This is a genomic window from Acinetobacter sp. CY73 (assembly GCF_059515865.1).
The window spans coordinates 1-20,397 of record NZ_JCAKMZ010000013.1 but is presented as its reverse complement, the minus strand read 5'-3'; the positions used below and the strand labels follow the sequence as shown (position 1 = coordinate 20,397).

19 protein-coding genes and 1 tRNA gene are annotated in these 20,397 nt (G+C 39.3%); 8 read left to right on the top strand and 12 right to left on the bottom strand.

Annotated elements, in window-relative coordinates; all coding sequences use genetic code 11:
* Positions 1-4: 4 nt before the first annotated feature.
* From secD to queA, 9 genes are all read right to left on the bottom strand, one after another.
* Complete coding sequence (gene secD / locus AC5YD2_RS07945; protein ID WP_496125814.1) at positions 5-1,906, bottom strand: protein translocase subunit SecD; 1,902 nt, start codon at positions 1,904-1,906, stop codon at positions 5-7.
* A gap of 51 nt (positions 1,907-1,957) precedes the next feature.
* Positions 1,958-2,287, bottom strand: a complete 330-nt coding sequence (yajC, locus tag AC5YD2_RS07940) for a preprotein translocase subunit YajC (RefSeq protein ID WP_496125813.1) — start codon at positions 2,285-2,287, stop codon at positions 1,958-1,960.
* A gap of 101 nt (positions 2,288-2,388) precedes the next feature.
* Positions 2,389-3,519 (bottom strand): tRNA guanosine(34) transglycosylase Tgt, encoded by a 1,131-nt coding sequence (gene tgt, locus AC5YD2_RS07935; RefSeq protein WP_496125812.1) that lies wholly within the window; start codon positions 3,517-3,519, stop codon positions 2,389-2,391.
* A gap of 142 nt (positions 3,520-3,661) precedes the next feature.
* Positions 3,662-4,696: an AAA family ATPase gene (locus AC5YD2_RS07930; protein WP_496125811.1), complete on the bottom strand. Its 1,035-nt coding sequence runs from the start codon at positions 4,694-4,696 to the stop codon at positions 3,662-3,664.
* Positions 4,697-4,786: 90 nt separating this feature from the next.
* Positions 4,787-5,503 carry a nicotinamide riboside transporter PnuC gene (pnuC, locus tag AC5YD2_RS07925; protein WP_496125810.1) on the bottom strand — a complete coding sequence of 239 codons (717 nt, stop codon included), beginning with the start codon at positions 5,501-5,503 and terminating at the stop codon, positions 4,787-4,789.
* A gap of 57 nt (positions 5,504-5,560) precedes the next feature.
* Positions 5,561-6,382 carry a DUF4303 domain-containing protein gene (locus AC5YD2_RS07920; protein WP_496125809.1) on the bottom strand — a complete coding sequence of 274 codons (822 nt, stop codon included), beginning with the start codon at positions 6,380-6,382 and terminating at the stop codon, positions 5,561-5,563.
* A gap of 84 nt (positions 6,383-6,466) precedes the next feature.
* Positions 6,467-7,033 (bottom strand): LemA family protein, encoded by a 567-nt coding sequence (locus AC5YD2_RS07915; protein ID WP_496125808.1) that lies wholly within the window; start codon positions 7,031-7,033, stop codon positions 6,467-6,469.
* 41 nt (positions 7,034-7,074) lie between these two features.
* A complete protein-coding gene (locus AC5YD2_RS07910; protein WP_496125807.1) occupies positions 7,075-8,049 on the bottom strand; it encodes a hypothetical protein in 975 nt (324 codons plus the stop codon).
* 69 nt (positions 8,050-8,118) lie between these two features.
* On the bottom strand, positions 8,119-9,156 hold the full coding sequence (gene queA, locus AC5YD2_RS07905; protein WP_496125806.1) for a tRNA preQ1(34) S-adenosylmethionine ribosyltransferase-isomerase QueA: 1,038 nt from the start codon (positions 9,154-9,156) through the stop codon (positions 8,119-8,121).
* Positions 9,157-9,333: 177 nt separating this feature from the next.
* Between queA and AC5YD2_RS07900 the strand changes: the two genes are divergently transcribed.
* The 5 genes from AC5YD2_RS07900 (at position 9,334) to arsH (ending at position 12,297) form a co-directional block, all read left to right on the top strand.
* Positions 9,334-9,420: transfer RNA gene (locus tag AC5YD2_RS07900), tRNA-Leu, on the top strand.
* 363 nt (positions 9,421-9,783) lie between these two features.
* Positions 9,784-10,209, top strand: coding sequence for an arsenate reductase (glutaredoxin) (gene arsC, locus AC5YD2_RS07895; RefSeq protein WP_496125805.1), 426 nt, complete (start codon positions 9,784-9,786; stop codon positions 10,207-10,209).
* Positions 10,206-10,532 carry a metalloregulator ArsR/SmtB family transcription factor gene (locus AC5YD2_RS07890; RefSeq protein ID WP_496125804.1) on the top strand — a complete coding sequence of 109 codons (327 nt, stop codon included), beginning with the start codon at positions 10,206-10,208 and terminating at the stop codon, positions 10,530-10,532. Before arsC ends, AC5YD2_RS07890 begins: the two co-directional genes overlap by 4 nt.
* A 2-nt stretch (positions 10,533-10,534) precedes the next feature.
* Complete coding sequence (gene arsB / locus AC5YD2_RS07885; protein ID WP_496125803.1) at positions 10,535-11,590, top strand: ACR3 family arsenite efflux transporter; 1,056 nt, start codon at positions 10,535-10,537, stop codon at positions 11,588-11,590.
* A 2-nt stretch (positions 11,591-11,592) separates the two neighbouring features.
* Positions 11,593-12,297, top strand: coding sequence for an arsenical resistance protein ArsH (gene arsH / locus AC5YD2_RS07880; RefSeq protein WP_496125802.1), 705 nt, complete (start codon positions 11,593-11,595; stop codon positions 12,295-12,297).
* A gap of 178 nt (positions 12,298-12,475) precedes the next feature.
* On the opposite strand, the gene AC5YD2_RS07875 is transcribed toward arsH, so the two are convergent.
* Together AC5YD2_RS07875 and AC5YD2_RS07870 are read right to left on the bottom strand one after the other, a co-directional pair.
* On the bottom strand, positions 12,476-13,771 hold the full coding sequence (locus AC5YD2_RS07875; RefSeq protein ID WP_496125801.1) for a Y-family DNA polymerase: 1,296 nt from the start codon (positions 13,769-13,771) through the stop codon (positions 12,476-12,478).
* Between the two features lie 27 nt (positions 13,772-13,798).
* Entirely contained in the window at positions 13,799-14,368 is a 570-nt protein-coding gene (locus AC5YD2_RS07870; RefSeq protein WP_496125800.1) for a LexA family protein, read from the bottom strand.
* 519 nt (positions 14,369-14,887) lie between these two features.
* Between AC5YD2_RS07870 and AC5YD2_RS07865 the strand changes: the two genes are divergently transcribed.
* From AC5YD2_RS07865 to AC5YD2_RS07855, 3 genes are all read left to right on the top strand, one after another.
* Positions 14,888-16,165, top strand: coding sequence for a sensor histidine kinase (locus tag AC5YD2_RS07865; protein WP_496125799.1), 1,278 nt, complete (start codon positions 14,888-14,890; stop codon positions 16,163-16,165).
* 75 nt (positions 16,166-16,240) lie between these two features.
* Entirely contained in the window at positions 16,241-18,991 is a 2,751-nt protein-coding gene (gene glnE / locus AC5YD2_RS07860) for a bifunctional [glutamate--ammonia ligase]-adenylyl-L-tyrosine phosphorylase/[glutamate--ammonia-ligase] adenylyltransferase (RefSeq protein ID WP_496125798.1), read from the top strand.
* 26 nt (positions 18,992-19,017) lie between these two features.
* Positions 19,018-19,944 (top strand): branched-chain amino acid transaminase, encoded by a 927-nt coding sequence (locus AC5YD2_RS07855; RefSeq protein WP_496125797.1) that lies wholly within the window; start codon positions 19,018-19,020, stop codon positions 19,942-19,944.
* 159 nt (positions 19,945-20,103) lie between these two features.
* Here the strand turns inward: AC5YD2_RS07855 and AC5YD2_RS07850 are convergent.
* The coding region (locus tag AC5YD2_RS07850) for a transposase (protein WP_496125194.1) at positions 20,104-20,397 on the bottom strand (294 nt) is incomplete at its 5' end.

Below are 20,397 nucleotides of genomic sequence, written 5' to 3'. Positions count from 1 at the left end.
TCTCCTAAATGCTCAACTTTTTCAAGTTACGTTTTTTGCCATAAATGATTTGTACAATTGCGCGTGTCACGGTAATCGCAGTGAACATCGAGCAAACAATACCGATCATGAGTGTTACAGCAAAGCCTTTAATTGGACCTGTACCAATCGCGAACAAGATGAAGGCCACTAAGAATGTCGTCAAGTTAGAGTCGAAAATGGTGTTATACGCTCGATCATAACCTGCAACAATCGCCTGTTTAGGGGAGGCGCCCCATTTAATTTCTTCTCGTATTCGTTCACAAATCAATACGTTCGCATCGACTGCCATACCAATCGTGATCACGATCCCTGCAATACCTGGAAGGGTTAACGATGCACCAATCCAAGACATCACGGTAAGGATCATGGCAAGGTTAAATACCAGAGCAAAGTTCGCAATCAAGCCAAATAGACGGAAGAAAACGACCATCCAGATCGCAACCAGAATGAAACCGATTTGAGTAGAAAGGACACCTTTGTCAATGTTTTCTTGACCTAGGCTTGGACCAATCACACGTTCTTCAACGAAGTACATTGGCGCTGCTAATGCACCCGCACGTAGCATCAATGCAAGCTCAGCTGCTTCTTGGGGTGAATCCAAACCTGTAATACGGAATTGTGAACCTAATACCGCTTGAATCGTTGCAGCATTAATCACCACAGATTCAGTATAAGGTGTACGTACTTCAGTTTGTGTACCTGTTGCTGGGTCAGTCACAAAGCTAATTTTTTGTTTGTTCTCAATGAACAATACTGCCATACGTTTGCCGACCGCATTACGCGTAGCATCTGACATGAGCTTACCGCCAGCGGTGTCTAAAGTAATATTTACTTCAGCGCCACCACTGTCTTGGCTAAAGCCAGAAGATGCATTTTGAACACGTTCACCTGTGAGAATACGGTTACGGTTCAATAGCAGTTCACGACCACTGTCTAACGATTCAAATGCAAATTTTTCAGTGCCAGGTGGAAGGGCAGAACTTGTGGCTTGACCTGTCGCTGGACTGATGAATTGATCATTTAAATCAGAAACAAGTCGGAATTCTAAGTTCGCTGTACGACCCAAGACACGTTTCGCTTCTGCAGTATCTTGTACACCAGGAAGTTCAACCACAATACGGTTACTACCTTGGCTTTGAACCATCGCTTCAGCAACACCCAACTCGTTAATACGGTTACGTAATGTTGTTAAGTTCTGATCCAATGCATAGGATTGAATTTCTTGTTTGGCTGCAGCGTTATAAACCAGCTTTAAAGTTGAGCCAGTTGCTGTTGCTAAAGCCTGTTGATCGTATTTATTGCCATTACGACGAAGTTGTTCCATCGCTGCGGCACGGTCATCATTATTCGCAAATTGAACAGTGATCTCATTGTTAATTAAAGACAAACTATTGAATTTAATTTTATTTTCACGGAATTCGCGACGAAGATCGGATGCAGACGTTTCCATGCGTTGAGCAATGGCTTTGTCCATATCCACTTCAAGGAGGAAATGAACACCACCACGTAAGTCCAAACCGAGTTTCATCGGTTTTGCGCCAATCTTTTGCAACCATTCTGGGGTGGTTGGTGCAAGGTTGAGCGCCACAACGTAGCTTTCACCTAAGCCTTTAGAAAGTGCTTCTTTCGCTTTTAATTGAGCTTCAGATGAGTCTAAACGTAGTAATGCTGCATTTTGAGTAAAACTATTATCGTGTGAGGCAATATTATCGCTTTTTAAAATTTGCTCTGCTTTTTGTATAACGGACTGATCAATCACAGTACCCGCTTTAGCACCTGAAATTTGAACAGCAGGTTCATCAGGATACAAACTTGGCAGCGCGTATAATGTACTGATAATCAAAACGATGATAATCAGTAAATATTTCCATGCTGGGTAACGCATTTGCTTTCTTCTTAAAATGAAAAAGTCGTGCCTTCGCACGACTTATTGTGATTAAAGGTTATCTAGAGTGCCTTCAGGAAGCACAGAGATAACGCTAGCACGTTGGATTTTAACTTCATGACCACGGTTCAATTCGACCACTGCGAAATCACCATCGATTTTTGTAATACGGCCCATTAAGCCACCAGCAAATACGATTTCACTGCCAACCCCTAAGCTTTCAACAAGGGTACGGTGTTCTTTAGCGCGTTTAGATTGAGGGCGCCAGATCAGGAAATAGAAGATTGCCACAAACACAGCAATCATCAATAAGTTTGCTACGAGGCTTGGCTGTTGTGCCGCTTCACCAGCAGCATGTGCAGTCGAAATAAATAGGCTCATTACTTTTTCCTAAACTATAAAAAATCTTTAAAAGACGTGATAATAAATTTGCTTGTTCTGCAATTTACATTGTCTTTTTCTTCAGCGCAAATGCTGATGAATTAATCTTGTGGACAAGGGGGTACTTCTAAGCCACGACGCGCATAGAAATCTGCGACAAACTCATCAAATGTGCCTTTGTCTAAAGCATCACGCATCATTTCAGCTAAGCGTAGGTAATAACGTAAGTTATGTATCGTACCGAGCATTGAAGCAAGCATTTCACCACATTTTTCTAAATGGAATAAATACGAGCGTGTGAAGTTAGTACATGTGTAGCAATCACAGTGTGGGTCAAGAGGACCTTGGTCATGACGATACTGGGCATTACGAATACGTACTAAACCATCGGTGACAAAATAATGACCATTACGTGCATTACGCGTTGGCATGACACAGTCAAACATATCTACACCACGACGTACGGCTTCAACGATGTCTTCAGGTTTACCCACACCCATGAGGTAACGAGGTTTGTCTGCAGGCATTTGTTCAGGCAAATAATCCAAGACTTTGATCATTTCCTCTTTAGGTTCACCAACAGATAAACCACCAATGGCATAACCATCAAAGTCGATGTCGAGTAAGCCTTTCAAAGATTCTTCACGGAGGTCTTGGTACATACCGCCTTGAATGATACCAAACAGCGCATTACGATTTTTCAACACGTCGTGGTGTTGAGTTTTACAACGTTTTGCCCAGCGTAATGAAAGTTGCAGTGACTTTTGTGCTTCTTCACGTGTAGCAGGATATGGCGTACATTCATCGAAAATCATCACGATGTCAGAGTTCAAGGTATGTTGAATATCCATTGAAATTTCTGGTGACAAGAATACTTTTGAACCATCAATAGGTGAGCGGAACGTTACGCCGTCTTCTTTGATTTTACGCATAGCGCCCAAACTGAAGACTTGGAAGCCGCCTGAATCGGTCAAAATCGGTTTGTTCCATTTCATAAAGCCATGTAAGCCGCCATGCTCACGGATGACATCTAAACCAGGGCGTAAATATAAATGGAAGGTGTTGCCTAAGATGACTTGAGATTTAATTTCCTCAATATCACGTGGCAGCATGCCTTTTACCGTACCGTAAGTACCGACAGGCATGAACATTGGAGTTTCAACTACACCATGCTCAAGGGTCAAGCGACCACGACGGGCACGGCCCGACTGAGCTAATTTTTCAAACTTCATATAATTCCTAAATCAAGGCGAAAAAACAGTTCGCTGATTACTAGCTTCAAAGGAGGCTATTTTCTATGATTTTGAAATTGAAAGCCAGTAAACTTATTGTTAGCTTCAAATCGAAACAGCTTGTTACTGCAAATTCCATTATTCATTCATGTTTTTTATGGATTGAATTTAAAACGGAATCACCAAAATAATTTTTGTATTTGTTAAATTTTTCGAGAACAAACGCAACTTTTGCGATTCGTTCTGCTACAGATCCAGTCAATGAAATGTAGGGAATTTTACGTTGCTTTAGATCGGCGATGATTTGTTGATGGAAAATCTCGCGTTTTTGAGGACCACTACGATCCCAAGTATTGTCATAAGGGATATCGTCTTCACATAAGAAAAATAAATCATAGCGTTGCGCATTTTCAATTGCGAGGTGTTTGAGATGATCTGGTAATGCATTGTGATAGTCCATGCAATACATCGCTGTGGTGATGGCGTTGGTATCGACAAATAAGTAGCGATTGGCTTGAAGTGTCATTTGATTTTCATACGCAATGTGTCGATCAGCAATTACATTAAAATCCTCTAAACCAATGCGTCGGTCTACTTGATGTTTTTCCCAATATTCACGTCCATATTCTGGAGCAAAAGTGGTCTGATATTTCTGCGCCAATGCTTCGGTCAACGAAGACTTACCGGTCGACATTGCTCCCATAAAAACCACTTTTGTGATGAGGTCGGGATAGACCACATCAGAAATAAACGCACGGTGCTGATATGGATTTTCTCGAATTAGAGTGGCAGAAATCGGCACGTGATGACGATTTGGATCTAAACGACGATCAAACGCACCTAACGCTTGGCTGACATGCGTACCATAAAACTCACTGCTATAGAAATGAGTGATTTTAACGCCGTTTAGTTGCTTTAAAATATAATTTTCTTGCTCGATTTCAAACGCACGATCGTTTGAATAGCCTTCTGGACCATCCCACGCTTCAATGACATGAATTTGAGGATAGAGGTCACGAATCCACTGTGCTCTAAGGTGTAAGGGAATATCAGTGACACTGCTTTGATAGATCAGGACGTAAAGAATATCAACTTCTTTTAAAGCCGTTTCGAAAACCCATTGATGCCCAAGATGGAGGGGAGCGTATTTACCTAGAGTGAGACCGACTTTTTTCATATTTTATCTTTTAAAAAATTCGCGTGATTTTAGAAGTATACTCATCCATGATTTCTAGAAAACATGGGTGAGTTAAAACGATAAGAAGAATCAACTTTGCTCGGAAGAATGATTTGAATGAAAGCTTGAATTCGAGGAAAGAACTTGATTACGTTGCATTTTTCTCCAATTATAAAAGCCATAAAAGGCATTAATTAAAAATGCAAACCACATCACTACCATCATGGTGCCTTCCTGACTTCCATCCATTTGTCTCATTGCCCACATTAAAATCGTCAATAGATTGAGGCCGATATAAAACCACCATTGTTCTCGGAAGCGAAACATCATTAACAGTGTTGCTGTCATTGCGAGTGCATTGGTGGTGGCATCGATATAAGGCGTGTTTTGAGTGGGGATAAGCGAAAGGATATATCCTAAGGCAGCAATGCTGATTGCATTCAAAAAAATCAAACCGACTAAGCTTGTGGCCGAGAGTGACTGAATATGCTTCAGCTGATGTTGCTGGATATGCTTTTTCCACAGCATGATCCCGACTATGCCTGTAGGTACATAAAAGAAGAGGTTTAGCCCCCATTCACCATATAATCCATTGTTATAGCAAAGATAAGCATAGCAACAGCTGTTGAATAAGCCAAAATAATAGTTGGCAATATGTGCTTTGGCTGCCAGTACAACACACAAGATTCCTGAAAGCAAAACGATCAAGCTGAATCCGTTATTATCTTGCGTCAGTGCAACCAAAATACCAATACAGAGAAAACTGCAGAGCCAAATTTTTTCAAACACATTCCAATTTTTAAACATTTTTGATAATTATTCTTTTAGAGAGGATATTTCAAAATTTATATTGAATTGAAGTAATCAACCCATATAAAAACGATTAATTCTGGCTTGAATCTGCTCTTTGCTGATTACCAGAATTCCACTACCCATAGATGCAATTTCATTGATCAAACTCTGAATATAAGGACTGGTCTCTAGGAAATAAGGTTCTAGAGAGAGCATATAGGCTTGCTGAGCGACTTGCATGTCATCATAAGGGACCATTTCTAAAGCTTGTCCCAAGTCGATCAAAATTTCTTTGTCTACCTGACTCAGTTTAAATTTGGCTTTGCCTTGGCTAATGATCGTGGATTGTAAATTTGCAATTGCTTCAAATAAAGTTGAAGACGGCGGGTTTAAACGTTCTAGCGATGTAATCGCAATACTCGGATTGGACGGGAGGTGAACAATAAAAGTGATTTGATTGGCGGGCAGATGATATTTTTCAAGAATTTCATCTTTGGCATCTTTCATACCTTGTAAATAAAAGTTCAATGCATTTTGATTGAAACGATCTTTAGCATGGATATTGGTCAAGCCAATCCGAGTCTGTTGAAAATATTGACTCATTTGACGTGTAAATAGGGTAATCCCTTGATTGGTTTGAGCACGATATTGCCACTTTTCTACTTGCCATTTGTCTTCTTCCTGCAAATACTGATATTTATTTTCAGCTTCACTGAGAAGACTTTTGTGTGTGGATACCGTGCTGTATTGCGCAACCAGAAGGTCATCCAATACTAAAGCAAATGCGTAAATCCCCTGATCTTGATGCTTTTGGTAGTGCGCATCAAATTCATGTAACAAAGCGGTTTTTAAATCTGCCAAATACTCAGATTCATTAAACTGTAAATCAAACATTTTTTTCTCTATTATGATTGTTTTGTAATGCCAATAATTCTCGGATATTTGAGCAATAAAGTAAATTGATTGATCAAAAGGTTTTTAAAAATTCGGACGATAATCAAAGTTTTGCATCGCACTTGAATCTGAAAAAGGGCGGATCGCTTTCTTTGAAAGTGTGACACTATTCACTAAATTGTTTGGAAAGATCTGAATATTGTTATTAAATGCTTCAACATTACGATTAAAAATAGAAATGGCTGCACCCACATTCTCATTTTGTTCTTGAATGTCATCCATCATTTTTGCATAAAGCGTATCTGCTTTGAGTTCAGGATAGTTCTCAACCACGACACTGAGGTTTTTCATCAGATCTTTACTGAGGCTCTCGATATGTTGAAGTTTAGAAACATCTGTTTCTTGCATATTGAGATTTAAAATCTGCTGACGGAGTTCAGTCACTTTTTCCAAAGTGGATTTTTCAAATTGCGTATATTGCTGCAAGGTGCTTTCAAGGGATTCCAAGGTTTTAATTTTTTGGCGCTCAAAATTCGTCACTTCTGCCCATGCGCGACGTGTCGCATTAAAATAGCGAACGATATTATTTCTGACCACCACACCCCAAACCAAAATTAAAACGAAAATCGCTAAAAAAATAATTAAACCCATTTGGAATTTCCTAATTCAATCGTGTTTGTGTTTTTGTATGTTTATGCCACAAAGTTTAACATGCTCTGTTTGAATTTTTCATAGTTTGGCATGTTTAAGGTTCTTAAATATCCGCGTAAATCTGAAATATTTTGAATGCTGTCTTTATCTCGACGACTCACGGTATTGAAGATATTGTGCTCAGTCATAAAGCACAGGATATTTTCATCATGATGCACAATCAGATCGCCTTGATTATGTTTAAATAAATCACTGAGTCGAAGCGTGACAGAGGGGGTGATTGCACGTGCGATTTGCTGTTGATCATAGCCATAAATATTTAAATTTTTATTTAAATGGATATCGGCTGTTTCCCAGTGCGTGGTGTAAGGATGAGGAAGTCGACTTCTACGATTACTTGCAGCAAAACCTAAGGCTTCTGTTTCGAACAAGAAGCATCCCCAAAGATCCTTTTCGATTTTACGCACATTGTATTTATTGCCTTGTTCGTCTCGAACGCTGATTTCGGTCATATAGCGATATTTGAACAGTAAAACAGGATGCTTTTGCTCATGTTGGTCTATCCAAAGCGTCGATGCAAAACTGACGATATCGTTAGATTCAGTGCCCTGATTAAACAATGGAAAATTTTGTTTCAACTTGGCCAATACAAGCATTGGATTCATTGTGCCAGTGAGATGAGGTGGAAGCTTCTGGAAATTTAAATCGTACTTTAACAGTTTAATTTTGAGCTCTAATTCATCAATGACTTGTTCAACAGGTTCATTTGACTCATAACTAAAATAAGCAACTGCAAACCACAGTGTCGATATCAAGAGCGTTAATGTCATTGGAATATATTGATCGACCAACCATCCTAAGAGCAAACCAGCCATGCCGAAGAAAATGCATAATTTAGGCAGGAAGTTATTTAAGACCAGATTGTTGTTCTCACCCCAAGGATGCAAAGCATCAAGAATGTCTTGGGGTGTATGGGCTTGCCGTGAAATATCCCACAACCGAGCAACATTGTGCATGACCTTTTCATTTTTATTCGTTCGTATGTGAATGAGGTTTTGTACAGTGTCGATCGGCATGGCTAGAATTTATACCTTTGCTTTATCAATCAGCATCGCATCACCATAACTGAAGAAGCGATATTTGCTTTCAACCGCATGATGATAAGCATTCATAATATTGTCACGATTTGACAGCGCAGAAACCAGCATCAGTAAAGTAGATTCAGGCAAATGGAAATTGGTAATCAGTCGATCTACCACACAAAATTCGTAACCTGGATAGATGAAAATCTGAGTATCGCCTGTCCAAGCACCAATCTTTCCACCGCAAGCTTGAGCTGCACTTTCTAAAGCACGCGTAGCTGTTGTGCCGACAGCAATAACTTTGTTGCCTCGCGCTTGAGTTTCTTGAATCAATTTGACTGTATCAGCAGGAACATCACACCATTCGCTATGCATAATGTGATTTTGAATCTCTAAGGTACGGACAGGTAAAAATGTTCCTGCACCCACGTGTAGCGTCACAAACGCTTTATGAATACCTTTTGACTCAAGTTTTGCTAAAGTTTCCTCATCAAAATGCAAACTTGCTGTTGGTGCAGCAACACTTGCAATTTTGGTGGGGTCATTGAATACGGTTTGATAACGAACGGTATCAATATCTTCTGCTTCGCGGTTGAAGTAAGGCGGAATAGGGAGTTGACCGTATTGATCTAAAACTTGAAGAATCGGTTGTGAGAACTCAACCATATATAGATTTTCTTGGCGACCTGTCACGGTGACTTTAACTTCGTCTGGTCCAATAAAAAGTTCAGCACCGGCTTTAGGTGAGTTGCTCGCTTTAATATGACAATGCGCAATACGTTGATCTAGCATTCGTTCGACTAAAACTTCAACTGCACCACCACTGGCACGTTTTCCTTTTAGACGTGCTTTCATCACTTTGGTATCGTTTAAGACCAACAAATCGCCTTCATCCAATAAATCAATGATGTCTTTAAAATAAGCATCTTGATATTGACCATCCGCTTGAATATGTAACAGGCGTGAGGCACTACGTGTTTCTAAAGGGTAGCGAGCAATGAGTTCATCAGGAAGATCAAAATTAAAATCAGAAAGTTGCATAATCAAACAAAGCTTAAAAGGGAGAAAAACTGTGATTAGTATAGTCTTTTTAATCATTTTTAGCTGAAATTGATGCTTTATAAGTCAAAAAAGAGCAAGTTGGGTTAAAACTAAGCAGTTGAAAAATATTGGCGTTGACAATGTAAATAAATACGCTAATATACGCACACAACCTCTCCCGAGGTGGTGAAATTGGTAGACGCGGCGGACTCAAAATCCGCTGTCAGAGATGACGTGTCGGTTCGAGTCCGACCCTCGGGACCACTTATTTTAAGTGTGTAGTGTTTAAAGGATTTTAAAAAGCCCAAGCAAATTAAGCCTTGGGCTTTTTTTTGTCTAAAAATTGGTCTAGCGTTATTCATTACCGTGTTGATCGTTTCATGTGCAATAAACTCAAAATTTATCTAATAAAAGACGAGGTCTTTAAGTACCTGTATTTTGTATATTTGAATTACAGCTATTGGCGAACAACATAAAAGTTTCATCAGACTTATCTTTTTTATTCTAAGTTTAAACAAAGCTTTATCCATAAATTTATTGATAATGACAATGTAAATCATATATATGAATTTGCATATATATGATTATTCATATATAAACAACTATAAAATTATGGTCTAGATACATATGTCTCAAGTGAAAATCTATCACAACCCTGAATGTGGAACGTCTCGTAATACTTTGGCTTTGATTCGAAACGCTGGGATTGAGCCTGAGATTATCTATTACCTTGACCATCCGCCATCTGTTGATGAGTTAAATCAACTGATTAAAGAGGCTGGTTTGTCAGTCCGCCAAGCCATTAGGGTGAATGTGCCTCCTTATAGTCAATTAGGATTAGAAAAAGACATATTTAAAGATCAAGAATTGTTGAATTTCATGGTAGAGCATCCGTTACTGATTAATCGTCCTTTCGTTGTGAGTCCTATAGGGACACGTTTGGCTCGCCCATCGGAAGTGGTCTTGGATATTTTAACTGAGCCACAACGAGGTGCTTTGACTAAAGAAGATGGTGAAAAAATTATCGATGATCGTGGGCAGAGATTGAAATGAGTCTGGAGCAGCTGACTTTCTTAAAATGTTTAGCGGACGATACTCGACTTAACATTGTGTTATTAGTCGCAAAACATAAAGAACTTTGTGTCTGTGATTTGATTGAAAAACTTCAATTGAGTCAGCCAAAAATTTCTCGACATTTAGCTTTATTGCGTTCATCTAAACTGTTGCTTGATCGTAGACAAGGGCAATGGGTCTATTACAGCTTACATCCAGATCTGGATGTATGGGCTAATGATATTTTAGATATCTTGCTTCGAGGTCAACAAAATCAAGCATTGTTGAACCAAGCTTCGATTACATCATCATGCTGTGAGTAACTATGATTTCAAATCGTTTGTCTTTTCTAGATCGAAATTTAACGCTCTGGATTTTTTTGGCTATGGCTTTAGGTGTGATGATTGGATATTTCTTTCCCAAAGCATCTACTTCGCTCGATCAGCTTAGCTTCAACTCGGTCAATATTCCAATCGCGATAGGCCTAATTCTGATGATGTATCCACCTTTAGCAAAAGTGGATTACACGACTCTACCGCAAATATTTAAGGATAAACGAACACTAGCTTTGTCATTGATACAAAACTGGGTCATTGCACCTGTTCTGATGTTTATCTTGGCAATGGTATTCTTACAAGACTCTCCAGAATACATGACTGGTTTGATTCTCATTGGGCTTGCACGATGTATTGCGATGGTATTGGTTTGGAATGGTTTAGCTGGTGGTGATAATCAGTACGTTGCTGCCTTAGTTGCATTTAATAGTATTTTTCAAATTCTATTTTTTAGTACCTATGCATGGTTATTTTTAACTTTTTTACCACCATATTTTGGGGTTACTTCTCAAATCATCACCATTGATTTTTGGACGATTACCCAGGCTGTATTGATCTATTTAGGTATTCCATTTCTGCTGGGATTTTTGACACGTTTGATTTTGGTTAAACGAAAGGGTTTGAGTTGGTATCAAAATGAATTTATTCCAAAAATAAGCCCACTCAGCTTGATTGCATTGCTTTTTACTATTCTTGCAATGTTCAGCCTCAAAGGTGCAGAGGTGGTGAGTCTTCCTTTGGATGTTGTGCGGATCGCGATTCCTTTAACCATCTATTTTGTCTTGATGTTCTTGCTGAGTTTCTTTATGAGCAAGTGGATGGGGAATGATTATTCTAAAACCACAGCAATCTCTTTTACGGCTGCTGGAAATAATTTTGAATTGGCTTTGGCCGTTGCCATTGCGACTTTTGGATTGGCATCACCCGTGGCATTTACCACTGTCATTGGGCCTCTTGTTGAAGTCCCTGTACTGATTGCACTTGTTTCGGTCTCGTTATGGCTCAAACGTAAATACTATGCAAATACTCAAATAATGAAGAGATGAAAATGACACACGCAAATCTTATAAGTGATCTTTTGCCTACGCCTACATTTGAGCAAATTCAAGCAAAGGCGTTGCAACATCCTCCTCGAATATTGTTGATGTACGGTTCAAATCGAGAGCGTTCTTATAGTCGTCTTGCAGTGCTTGAAGCAGGACGTATTCTTGAGCGCTTTGGTTGTGAAGTTAAAATCTTCCATCCTAAAGGCTTGCCACTTCCTGAGGATGCTGATCATCAGCATCCTAAAGTCAAAGAACTACATGAGTTATTGGCATGGAGCGAAGGGATGGTCTGGTGTTCACCTGAGCGTCATGGTGCGATGAGTTCTATTCTTAAAGCTCAAATCGATTGGATTCCACTTGCGGCAGGCGCAATACGTGCCACCCAAGGAAAAACCTTGGCACTTATGCAAGTCAGTGGTGGATCTCAGTCTTTTAATAGCGTGAATCAAATGCGTGTTTTAGGGCGTTGGATGCGAATGATCACCATCCCAAATCAATCCTCTATTCCAAAAGCATTTCTTGAATTTAATGAAGATGGAACGATGAAGCCATCCTCACTCTATGATCGTATTGTCGATGTGATGGAAGAGCTTTATAAGTTCACGCTGTTGACCAGAGGGCAGTCTGCGTATTTAGTCGATCGCTACTCAGAACGTAAAGAGACAGCGGAGCAACTTTCTCAGCGCGTTAATCAGAAAAATATCTGATGTTGCTTCATTAAAAATAAGCAATAAAGAATGAAAGCCCAAATATTTTAAATTTGGGCTTTTTAATATAATTTTGACAACATAGATCTGGATGTATGGAGCTAGAGTTGTACTCATTTGAATTTGTAAAAATTTGGCAAGGTAGGCTGACTTTAAGCATTGATGATGTAAATGAGGATTAATGAACCAACATCAGTCCATCCCAGTGAAAGTAATTAGGGGAGAGTTTCGCGCGCGTCATTGCCCAAGTTCTGTCGGGAAATGCACTTGCGCCGATGGCGAGTTTTGATTTGCCAAATTTTTCATGAATATCTTCAAAAGTATCTGTGAGCTTGTCATTTTCTTCAATTTTTTTCACATCTGTGAATAAATCGAAAATATGGCTTTTTTGGGGTTCAAGTGAGTTTAAAATCACACCACATTTTTTGAATAAAATGTTTTTTCGATACAGTCGCTCGATTAATGAATTCACCACTTTAGACATGATGAGGAAATCATCGGTCGCTTCATTAAAATCATGACTTAATGATTGGTTGTAGTAGGGCGTTGTTGTATCAAACGGACTGGATTGTAGAAAAACGGTTACTGTTCCGCAGAGAAGTTGATCTTTGCGTAATTTTTTAATGGCTTCAATCGTATAGGCAGTAATTGCTTCTTTTAAATCGCTCAATTCTGTAATGCGATGCCCAAATGAACGACTGCTGATAATTTGTTTTTTTGCAGCTATTTCAGTTTCGAGTTGAATGCAGGAAATCCCTTGTAATTCCATGACGGTACGTTGCATGACCACAGAAAAGTGCTTTCTTAACATTTGTGGATCACTACAAGCCAAATCATAAGCCTTGTGTATGCCTAAGTTTTTGAGTCGTTTTTGATTTTTACGACCAACACCCCAGACTTCAGAGACGTCTATGTCTTGATATAAGGCCTCTACAGAACACAAATCCATGGCTGCTAAATTACAGACACCTTGATAACCTGAATGTTGCTTGGCAATATGATTGGCAAGCTTTGCTTCAGTTTTACTACGTCCAATACCAATACAAACAGGAAGCCCTAACCATTTTGCGATGCATTTCAGAATATGATGACAATACGCTGTGATGTCATAGTTTAAAGCTAAATTGGTTAAATCTAAGAAACATTCATCAACCGAATAGATCTCTTGCTCGTTCTCACCGACAAACTGAGCCAACACCTGCATGAAGCGTCGAGACATTTCTGCATAAACGGCATAATTGCTGGAAAGCACATGCACATTGTGCTTTTGAACGAGTTCCTGAATTTGAAATAGCGGCGCTGCCATTTTAATACCAAGTTTTTTGGCTTCATCTGAGCGAGAAACTGCACAACCATCATTATTTGAAAGCACAATCACAGGTCGACCAATTAAGGCCGGATTAAAAATGCGTTCACAACTGACATAACAGTTATTGATATCAACCAGTGCGATGATTTTATGAGGATGCTGCATGAGTATTTGTCGTTTATCTCTTGCACATTAACGTAACTTTTTGATGATAGAAGTCACGACACCCCAGATGATTAATTCTTGATTACCTTTTAAATGAATGTCAGAGAAATCTGGATTTTCAGCTTTTAACCAATGGTCACCATTTTTTTCAACCATCAATCGTTTAACCGTAAAATCATTGTCCACCAAGGCAACCACAATATCTTGGTTTTTAGAGGTTAGACTTCGATCGACAATGAGAATGTCATTTATATTGATACCTGCATTCAGCATAGACAGCGATGCAACCTTGACTGCAAACGTCGTCAACTCATTTTTAATTAAGTGTTTATTTAAATCGAGTGGTTTTTCTATATAACCTTCTGTATTTGAAGGAGGGCCCGCTGAGATTTTTTCCAAAGCAAGTGGAATACTGCTATTTTTTTGGGCAACAATTTGATGAATAGACTCAACTTCATTAACGTGCTGTCGTCGTTTTTTTAAAAAATCCTGAATATGGATAATGCTTGATTCGGGAACACGAATGACCTTGGTGGGTTCGTTAAATAAGGATTTTCGACCCGCCCCAGGTCGATAACCACCATGATTACTACTCATATTTACCTATGCTTGTTTCTGTTACAAAATCAATTTTAAAAGCATCTGAGTTTTGATCACAACCAATTTTCGACCAATGGTGAAATTTGGCAAATCAAAGGGGTGATACATATGAAAATTAATCCAATGTTATCTCTCTGTTTAATATAAAGATTAAATAATAAGCAATGCTGGTTTTCATGAGAGACGGACTTTACTCTGGTAGAAATGATAAATATAGATACATATTGAATAAGTTAAATCATTAACAATTCATTTGATATTTTCATGAAAAATGATTAACTATTAGTTGTTTAAGGTGTTGTAAGCTAGATTTATATAAATTTTACGTGTGCCTATATGCTTTTTTGATTTGATTTTATGAGTTACTATGCAGTAAGAAAAAATTCAAATTGAATTTTGTACTTTGGTTGTAAAATTTTAAAGTCTTTTATTTGCTGTTTTGAACGTTTGTAATCCCGGCATAAAATTGATGAATACTCAATTTTATAATTCTTCTTATAATATTTAGGTCTGGGCATGAAATTAGAATTATTAAAGGTGGAGAACGCAGATCAGCTGAGTGCTTGTAAGCTGTCGATTTTACTGGGTGTCATGACGCCTAAAAGTCAGGTGGAAGGTTTTCTCAAATTTGCACGCAGTATTTTAAAAACAGATTCTGCCATTCTTGCTTTTCATAATGAACCTTATATCTGGCACTCATCACCGCTGGGTTTTAATGCTTTTCATGCAAAAAAACAAGCCAACCTTTTGCCGTATTTTAATGGTGCGACATCACTCGGTTCAGATCACGAAAATTACTTCGCATTTTCACAGCATATTAAAGATTTAGGTGTGGATCACGAGCGTGTGATTGCATTTAATTTGAAAATTAATGATACCGATTCTATAGGGCAGGTCATTCTTTTTGATGAATGTAAAGACCCATACGATGAAGAATGCTTAGAGTTGGTTTATGACTTTTCAATGAGCTTAATTCGCATCATTGAAACACGACTCGATTATGAAGAATTAAAAGAGCTGTATGAACAACAATCCGCGTTGAATTTTAGTAAAACCAAATTTTTCCAAATTATTGCACATGACTTACGAGCGCCATTTCATGGTTTATTGGGTTTTTCTGAAGTCTTGGCTGAAGAGAGAGAAAGTCTAGACGATTCAAGTCTACAAAACATCGCTGATTATTTACATGATACGGCGCAGTCGACCTATAACTTGTTGGAAAGTTTATTGAATTGGGCGATGGCCGAAGGTGGTCGATTTGTCTATCACCCGATTAATTTTCAACTCAAACAAACCACCAAAATCGTTCATGATGTTCTCAATACTTTAGCGGTTAAAAAGCAGATTAAGTTGATAGAGAACGTAGCTGAAGATCTACGAGTCTATGCGGATATCAACATGATCACGTCTGTCATTCAAAACTTGGTTTCAAACGCACTAAAATTCACCCCTGTGGATGGTACGGGCTGTGTTTACATCGAAGCTCAGCGGTGTTCTCGTGGTGTTGAAATCACGGTTCGTGATACTGGTTTAGGCATGACAACCGATCAAATCGCAGGACTATTTCAACCTGATATAAAAGTTACCATCAAAGGAACGTCAGGTGAGAAGGGTGCAGGATTAGGATTGGTATTGTGCAAACGGTTTGTTGATTTGAATCATGGCGAAATTAGCGTGACCTCTAAACAGGGTAAGGGGACGACCTTTAAAGTCATCTTGCCTGCTGCTGAACATGCACATCAAAGTTTGGTTGTACCTCGAAAGAGTGAACTAAAAGAACTTCGTCCGATATAAAAATCAATTAATTTCTCCAAAAAAGTGAAGTGAACTGATATAAATGTTTTCAATATAAAGTTGAAGGCATTTTTGATGAACGCTGAACAATTGCAAAAAACCTTAAGAGCAAGTCAGTATGCAGAACAGGTTCTGTCATTGCATACACCATCATTAGAGCAAGATTTTGCAATTGATCAATTTCAAAAAAGCTTAACCACATCCCAGATTCGTTCACTTGTTCAAAGTACTCTGCTTGATATTCAAAATGAAAATCAATGGATGAGCACGTTGCGTATTTTACGTGCACGCCTGATGTTTCGATGGATCTGGCAAGATGCCAACCAACTCACTGATGTAGTGACGCTAACTCGAGAGCTATCTGATTTTGCTGATGCCAGTATTAATGCCGCCAAAGATTTTGCACGAGTTCCATTGGTTACAAAACATGGTGAACCAATAGGCTATAACGGAAAAGTACAAGACCTGATCGTTGTTGCCATGGGGAAATTAGGCGCTCAAGAGCTGAATCTTTCCAGTGACATTGATTTGATTTTTGCCTTCGATGAGCAAGGTGAAACCAATGGTCGAAAGTGCATTGATGTTCAGCAGTTCTGCATTGCTTGGGGGCAAAAGATTATTTATCTGCTTGAGCATATTACTGCAGATGGTTTTGTGTTTAGAGTGGATATGCGACTTCGACCTTGGGGCGATGGCTCTGCACTGGCCATAAGTCATGTGGCTTTAGAAAAGTACTTAAGCCAGCATGGTCGTGAGTGGGAGCGTTATGCGTGGATCAAAGCACGCATTGTTTCAGGTGGAGCAGATGGCGATGATCTACTGGCGATGACTCGACCTTTCGTCTTCCGTAAATATGTGGATTACACTGCTTTTGAAGCCATGCGTGAAATGAAAGCCATGATTGAGCGTGAAGTCGCGCGTCGTAATATTGAAGATGATATTAAATTAGGAGCAGGTGGGATTCGTGAAGTTGAATTTATTGTTCAAGTGTTTCAGCTGATTTATGGTGGGTCAAAACTTGAATTACAAGATCGTCAATGTTTAGTGAGTTTAAAGCATTTAGGTGAAGTAGGGCTTTTGGATGATGATGCTGTTATTGATTTAGAAGATGCCTATTTATTTTTACGCCGTGTCGAACACGCGATCCAAGCCTTAAATGACCAACAAACGCAGTCACTACCAACAGAGCCTGATTTAAGACGTCGAATGTGTGAAACTTTAGGGTTTACAGATTGGGATCACTTCATTGTTGTATTGAATCAAAAGCGTCAAAAAGTGATTTATCAGTTTCAACATTTGATTAAAGAAAAAGGCACAGAAACTTTAGTACAAAGTTTTGGCCAAATGGAAGAACGCTTAGAACAGATACTAGATGATCACGCGAAAAATTTAATTCAAGAGTTTTGGTTTGGGCATGCCATTAAAAAGCTTCCAGCAAAAGCAATTCAGCGCTTAAAAGAGTTTTGGCCACATTTGATTGAAGTGATTCTACAATCCGATAAGCCACAAACAGCGCTGGTCAGACTGATGCCTTTGATAGAATCCGTGATGCGCCGTACGGTGTATTTGGTCATGTTGATCGAGAGTAAAGGGGCATTGCAGCGTTTAGTGAAGATGGCAACGGTCAGTCCATGGATTTGTGAAGAGTTGACACACTATCCAGTGTTATTGGACGAATTCTTATCGATGGATTTTGAATTACCCAAGCGCAAAGATTTAGAAGACTCTTTACGTCAACAGCTATTGCGCATTGAAATTGATCAGGTTGAGGATCAAATGCGCGTGCTGAGGTTGTTTAAAAAATCCAATGTATTGACTGTGGCTGCCAGCGATGTGTTGGCTGAAAGTCCACTTATGAAAGTCTCGGATGCGTTGACGGATATTGCCGAAGTCTCTGTGATTGCAACATTGAATTTGGCCTATCAAATTACAGCTAAAAAACACGGCTATCCTTTAGATGCCGAAGGGCATCGTTGCTCAATGGATCATATTGCATTTGCCGTGATTGGTTATGGCAAAGTGGGAGGTATTGAACTTGGATATGGTTCAGATTTAGATCTCGTCTTTATTCACTATATGGATGAGCAGTCAGATACCGATGGACTTAAACCTATCAGTGGTTTCACATTTGCAATGCGAGTTGCCCAAAAGTTTATGTCACTCATGACCACGCAGACTTTGGATGGACGTGTGTATGAAATTGATACACGGTTGCGTCCTTCAGGGGAAGCGGGACTTTTAGTGACCAGTCTAAAAGCATTTGAGCAGTATCAACTTAAAAATGCATGGGTTTGGGAGCACCAAGCGATTGTTCGTGCCCGTTCGATTGCAGGAGAAAGTGCTTTGCGTGAAAAGTTCGAGCAACTTCGCAGAGTTATTTTGACCTTGCCTCGTGATGAGCATAAAGTTCGTGAAGAAGTGCTCAACATGCGCCAAAAAATGAAAGATCACTTGGGTTCATCTAAAGAACAAAAAAAAGATGGAATTTTTCATTTAAAACAGGATGCAGGTGGTATCGTTGATATCGAATTTATGGCACAGTATGTCGTGTTAGCCTGGAGTGGGACGAATCCTGATCTCGCCCATTATTCCGACAATGTACGAATCTTAGAAGATGCTGCCAAGGCACGTTGTTTATCCAGTGACGATGCTTCAGCCTTGATTCAAGCCTATTTGAGTGAACGCGCCGAGAGCCATAGACTCGCCCTTGCTAATCAAAGTATGCAAGTGAGCGCGGCTGATTGGTTTGATACCCGAGAGGTGGTTTGCACATTGTGGCGAAGATTGATTGATCCAACTGCGGTGTTCGCGTTGGAAAGTGAATAATTAAGTATACATTTGGAGTTTAAGTCATGAATTTGGCTGATCGTGATGGTTTTATTTGGCAAGATGGACAATTAGTTGATTGGCGTGAAGCGAAAACTCACGTCCTTACTCATACATTACACTACAGTATGGGTGTTTTTGAAGGTGTCCGTGCTTATGAAACACCAAATGGTACAGCGATTTTCCGTTTAAAAGAGCATACAAAGCGCTTACTTAACTCTGCAAAAATTTATCAAATGAAAGTTCCATTTGATCAAGCGACGTTAGAACAGGCTCAAATTGATGTTGTGCGTGAAAATAAACTCGCGTCTTGCTATTTGCGCCCGATCATTTTTATTGGTTCAGAAAAACTAGGTATCGCAGCAACAGATAATACCATTCATGCAGTGGTTGCAGCATGGAGTTGGGGTGCTTACCTAGGTGAAGAAGCAATGGCGAAGGGTATTCGTGTAAAAACGTCTTCATTTACGCATCACCATCCTAACGTGACCATGTGTAAAGCAAAAGCCTCAGGTAACTACACACTTTCAATTTTGGCGCATCAAGAAGTAGCACACTCTGGATATGACGAAGCAATGCTTCTCGATCCGCAGGGTTATGTATGCCAAGGCTCGGGCGAAAACGTATTCTTAGTACGTGATGGCGTGATTCATACACCTGATGTTGCAGGTGGTGCGTTAGACGGTATTACTCGTCAAACGATTATCACGATTGCAAAAGACTTGGGTTATGACGTGATTGAACGCCGTATTACACGTGATGAGTTTTATATCGCTGATGAAGCGTTCTTTACAGGTACAGCTGCTGAAGTCACCCCAATTCGTGAATATGATGATCGTCAAATTGGTGAAGGTGTTCGTGGTCCGATCACCACACAAATTCAAAAAGCCTATTTTGATGCTGTTCAAGGTAAAGATCCAAAATATGCACACTGGTTGACTTACATTAAGTAATCTCTCCCAATAAAAAACCTCTCAAATGAGAGGTTTTTTATGACTTAATTTTTAGCAATATCTAATGTAGTCTCATGATGATGCTGAGATAAAATTATTTCACTAGCTCGCCCAACATAACGATTTCCAAAAATATTATAGCCAAATATGAAATATAAGCTACATCATCTTAAATACGATATCCAGAGCTTCCTGAATGGTTTTATTGTTCTGAGCAATGATGTGCCTGACTTTACTTTTTAAGACAGACCATGCTTTTTCAATAGGATTGAGGTCGGGACTATACGCAGGTAGATAAACGATTCTTGTCTTATATTTTGCTGCTAAATCATCAATCGCTTGACCTTTATGAATTGAGGCATTATCGAGAATCAGCAAATAATTTTTAGTCTGAATATCCTTTTCCTGTAAGCCCTTTAACAAATACTCCAACCAACACAGAAAAATACTCCG

What these genes read in the sequence shown, in the direction of transcription:
- secD (WP_496125814.1), bottom strand. Translation starts at nt 1,906, where the DNA reads ATGCGTTACCCAGCATGGAAATATTTACTGATTATCATCGTTTTGATT.
- queA (WP_496125806.1), bottom strand. Translation starts at nt 9,156, where the DNA reads ATGCAACTTTCTGATTTTAATTTTGATCTTCCTGATGAACTCATTGCT.
- AC5YD2_RS07915 (WP_496125808.1), bottom strand. Translation starts at nt 7,033, where the DNA reads ATGGGTTTAATTATTTTTTTAGCGATTTTCGTTTTAATTTTGGTTTGG.
- AC5YD2_RS07910 (WP_496125807.1), bottom strand. Translation starts at nt 8,049, where the DNA reads ATGCACAATGTTGCTCGGTTGTGGGATATTTCACGGCAAGCCCATACA.
- tgt (WP_496125812.1), bottom strand. Translation starts at nt 3,519, where the DNA reads ATGAAGTTTGAAAAATTAGCTCAGTCGGGCCGTGCCCGTCGTGGTCGC.
- AC5YD2_RS07855 (WP_496125797.1), top strand. Translation starts at nt 19,018, where the DNA reads ATGAATTTGGCTGATCGTGATGGTTTTATTTGGCAAGATGGACAATTA.
- arsH (WP_496125802.1), top strand. Translation starts at nt 11,593, where the DNA reads ATGACACACGCAAATCTTATAAGTGATCTTTTGCCTACGCCTACATTT.
- yajC (WP_496125813.1), bottom strand. Translation starts at nt 2,287, where the DNA reads ATGAGCCTATTTATTTCGACTGCACATGCTGCTGGTGAAGCGGCACAA.
- AC5YD2_RS07870 (WP_496125800.1), bottom strand. Translation starts at nt 14,368, where the DNA reads ATGAGTAGTAATCATGGTGGTTATCGACCTGGGGCGGGTCGAAAATCC.
- arsB (WP_496125803.1), top strand. Translation starts at nt 10,535, where the DNA reads ATGATTTCAAATCGTTTGTCTTTTCTAGATCGAAATTTAACGCTCTGG.
- AC5YD2_RS07920 (WP_496125809.1), bottom strand. Translation starts at nt 6,382, where the DNA reads ATGTTTGATTTACAGTTTAATGAATCTGAGTATTTGGCAGATTTAAAA.
- AC5YD2_RS07930 (WP_496125811.1), bottom strand. Translation starts at nt 4,696, where the DNA reads ATGAAAAAAGTCGGTCTCACTCTAGGTAAATACGCTCCCCTCCATCTT.
- AC5YD2_RS07890 (WP_496125804.1), top strand. Translation starts at nt 10,206, where the DNA reads ATGAGTCTGGAGCAGCTGACTTTCTTAAAATGTTTAGCGGACGATACT.
- AC5YD2_RS07865 (WP_496125799.1), top strand. Translation starts at nt 14,888, where the DNA reads ATGAAATTAGAATTATTAAAGGTGGAGAACGCAGATCAGCTGAGTGCT.
- pnuC (WP_496125810.1), bottom strand. Translation starts at nt 5,503, where the DNA reads ATGTTTAAAAATTGGAATGTGTTTGAAAAAATTTGGCTCTGCAGTTTT.
- AC5YD2_RS07875 (WP_496125801.1), bottom strand. Translation starts at nt 13,771, where the DNA reads ATGCAGCATCCTCATAAAATCATCGCACTGGTTGATATCAATAACTGT.
- arsC (WP_496125805.1), top strand. Translation starts at nt 9,784, where the DNA reads ATGTCTCAAGTGAAAATCTATCACAACCCTGAATGTGGAACGTCTCGT.
- glnE (WP_496125798.1), top strand. Translation starts at nt 16,241, where the DNA reads ATGAACGCTGAACAATTGCAAAAAACCTTAAGAGCAAGTCAGTATGCA.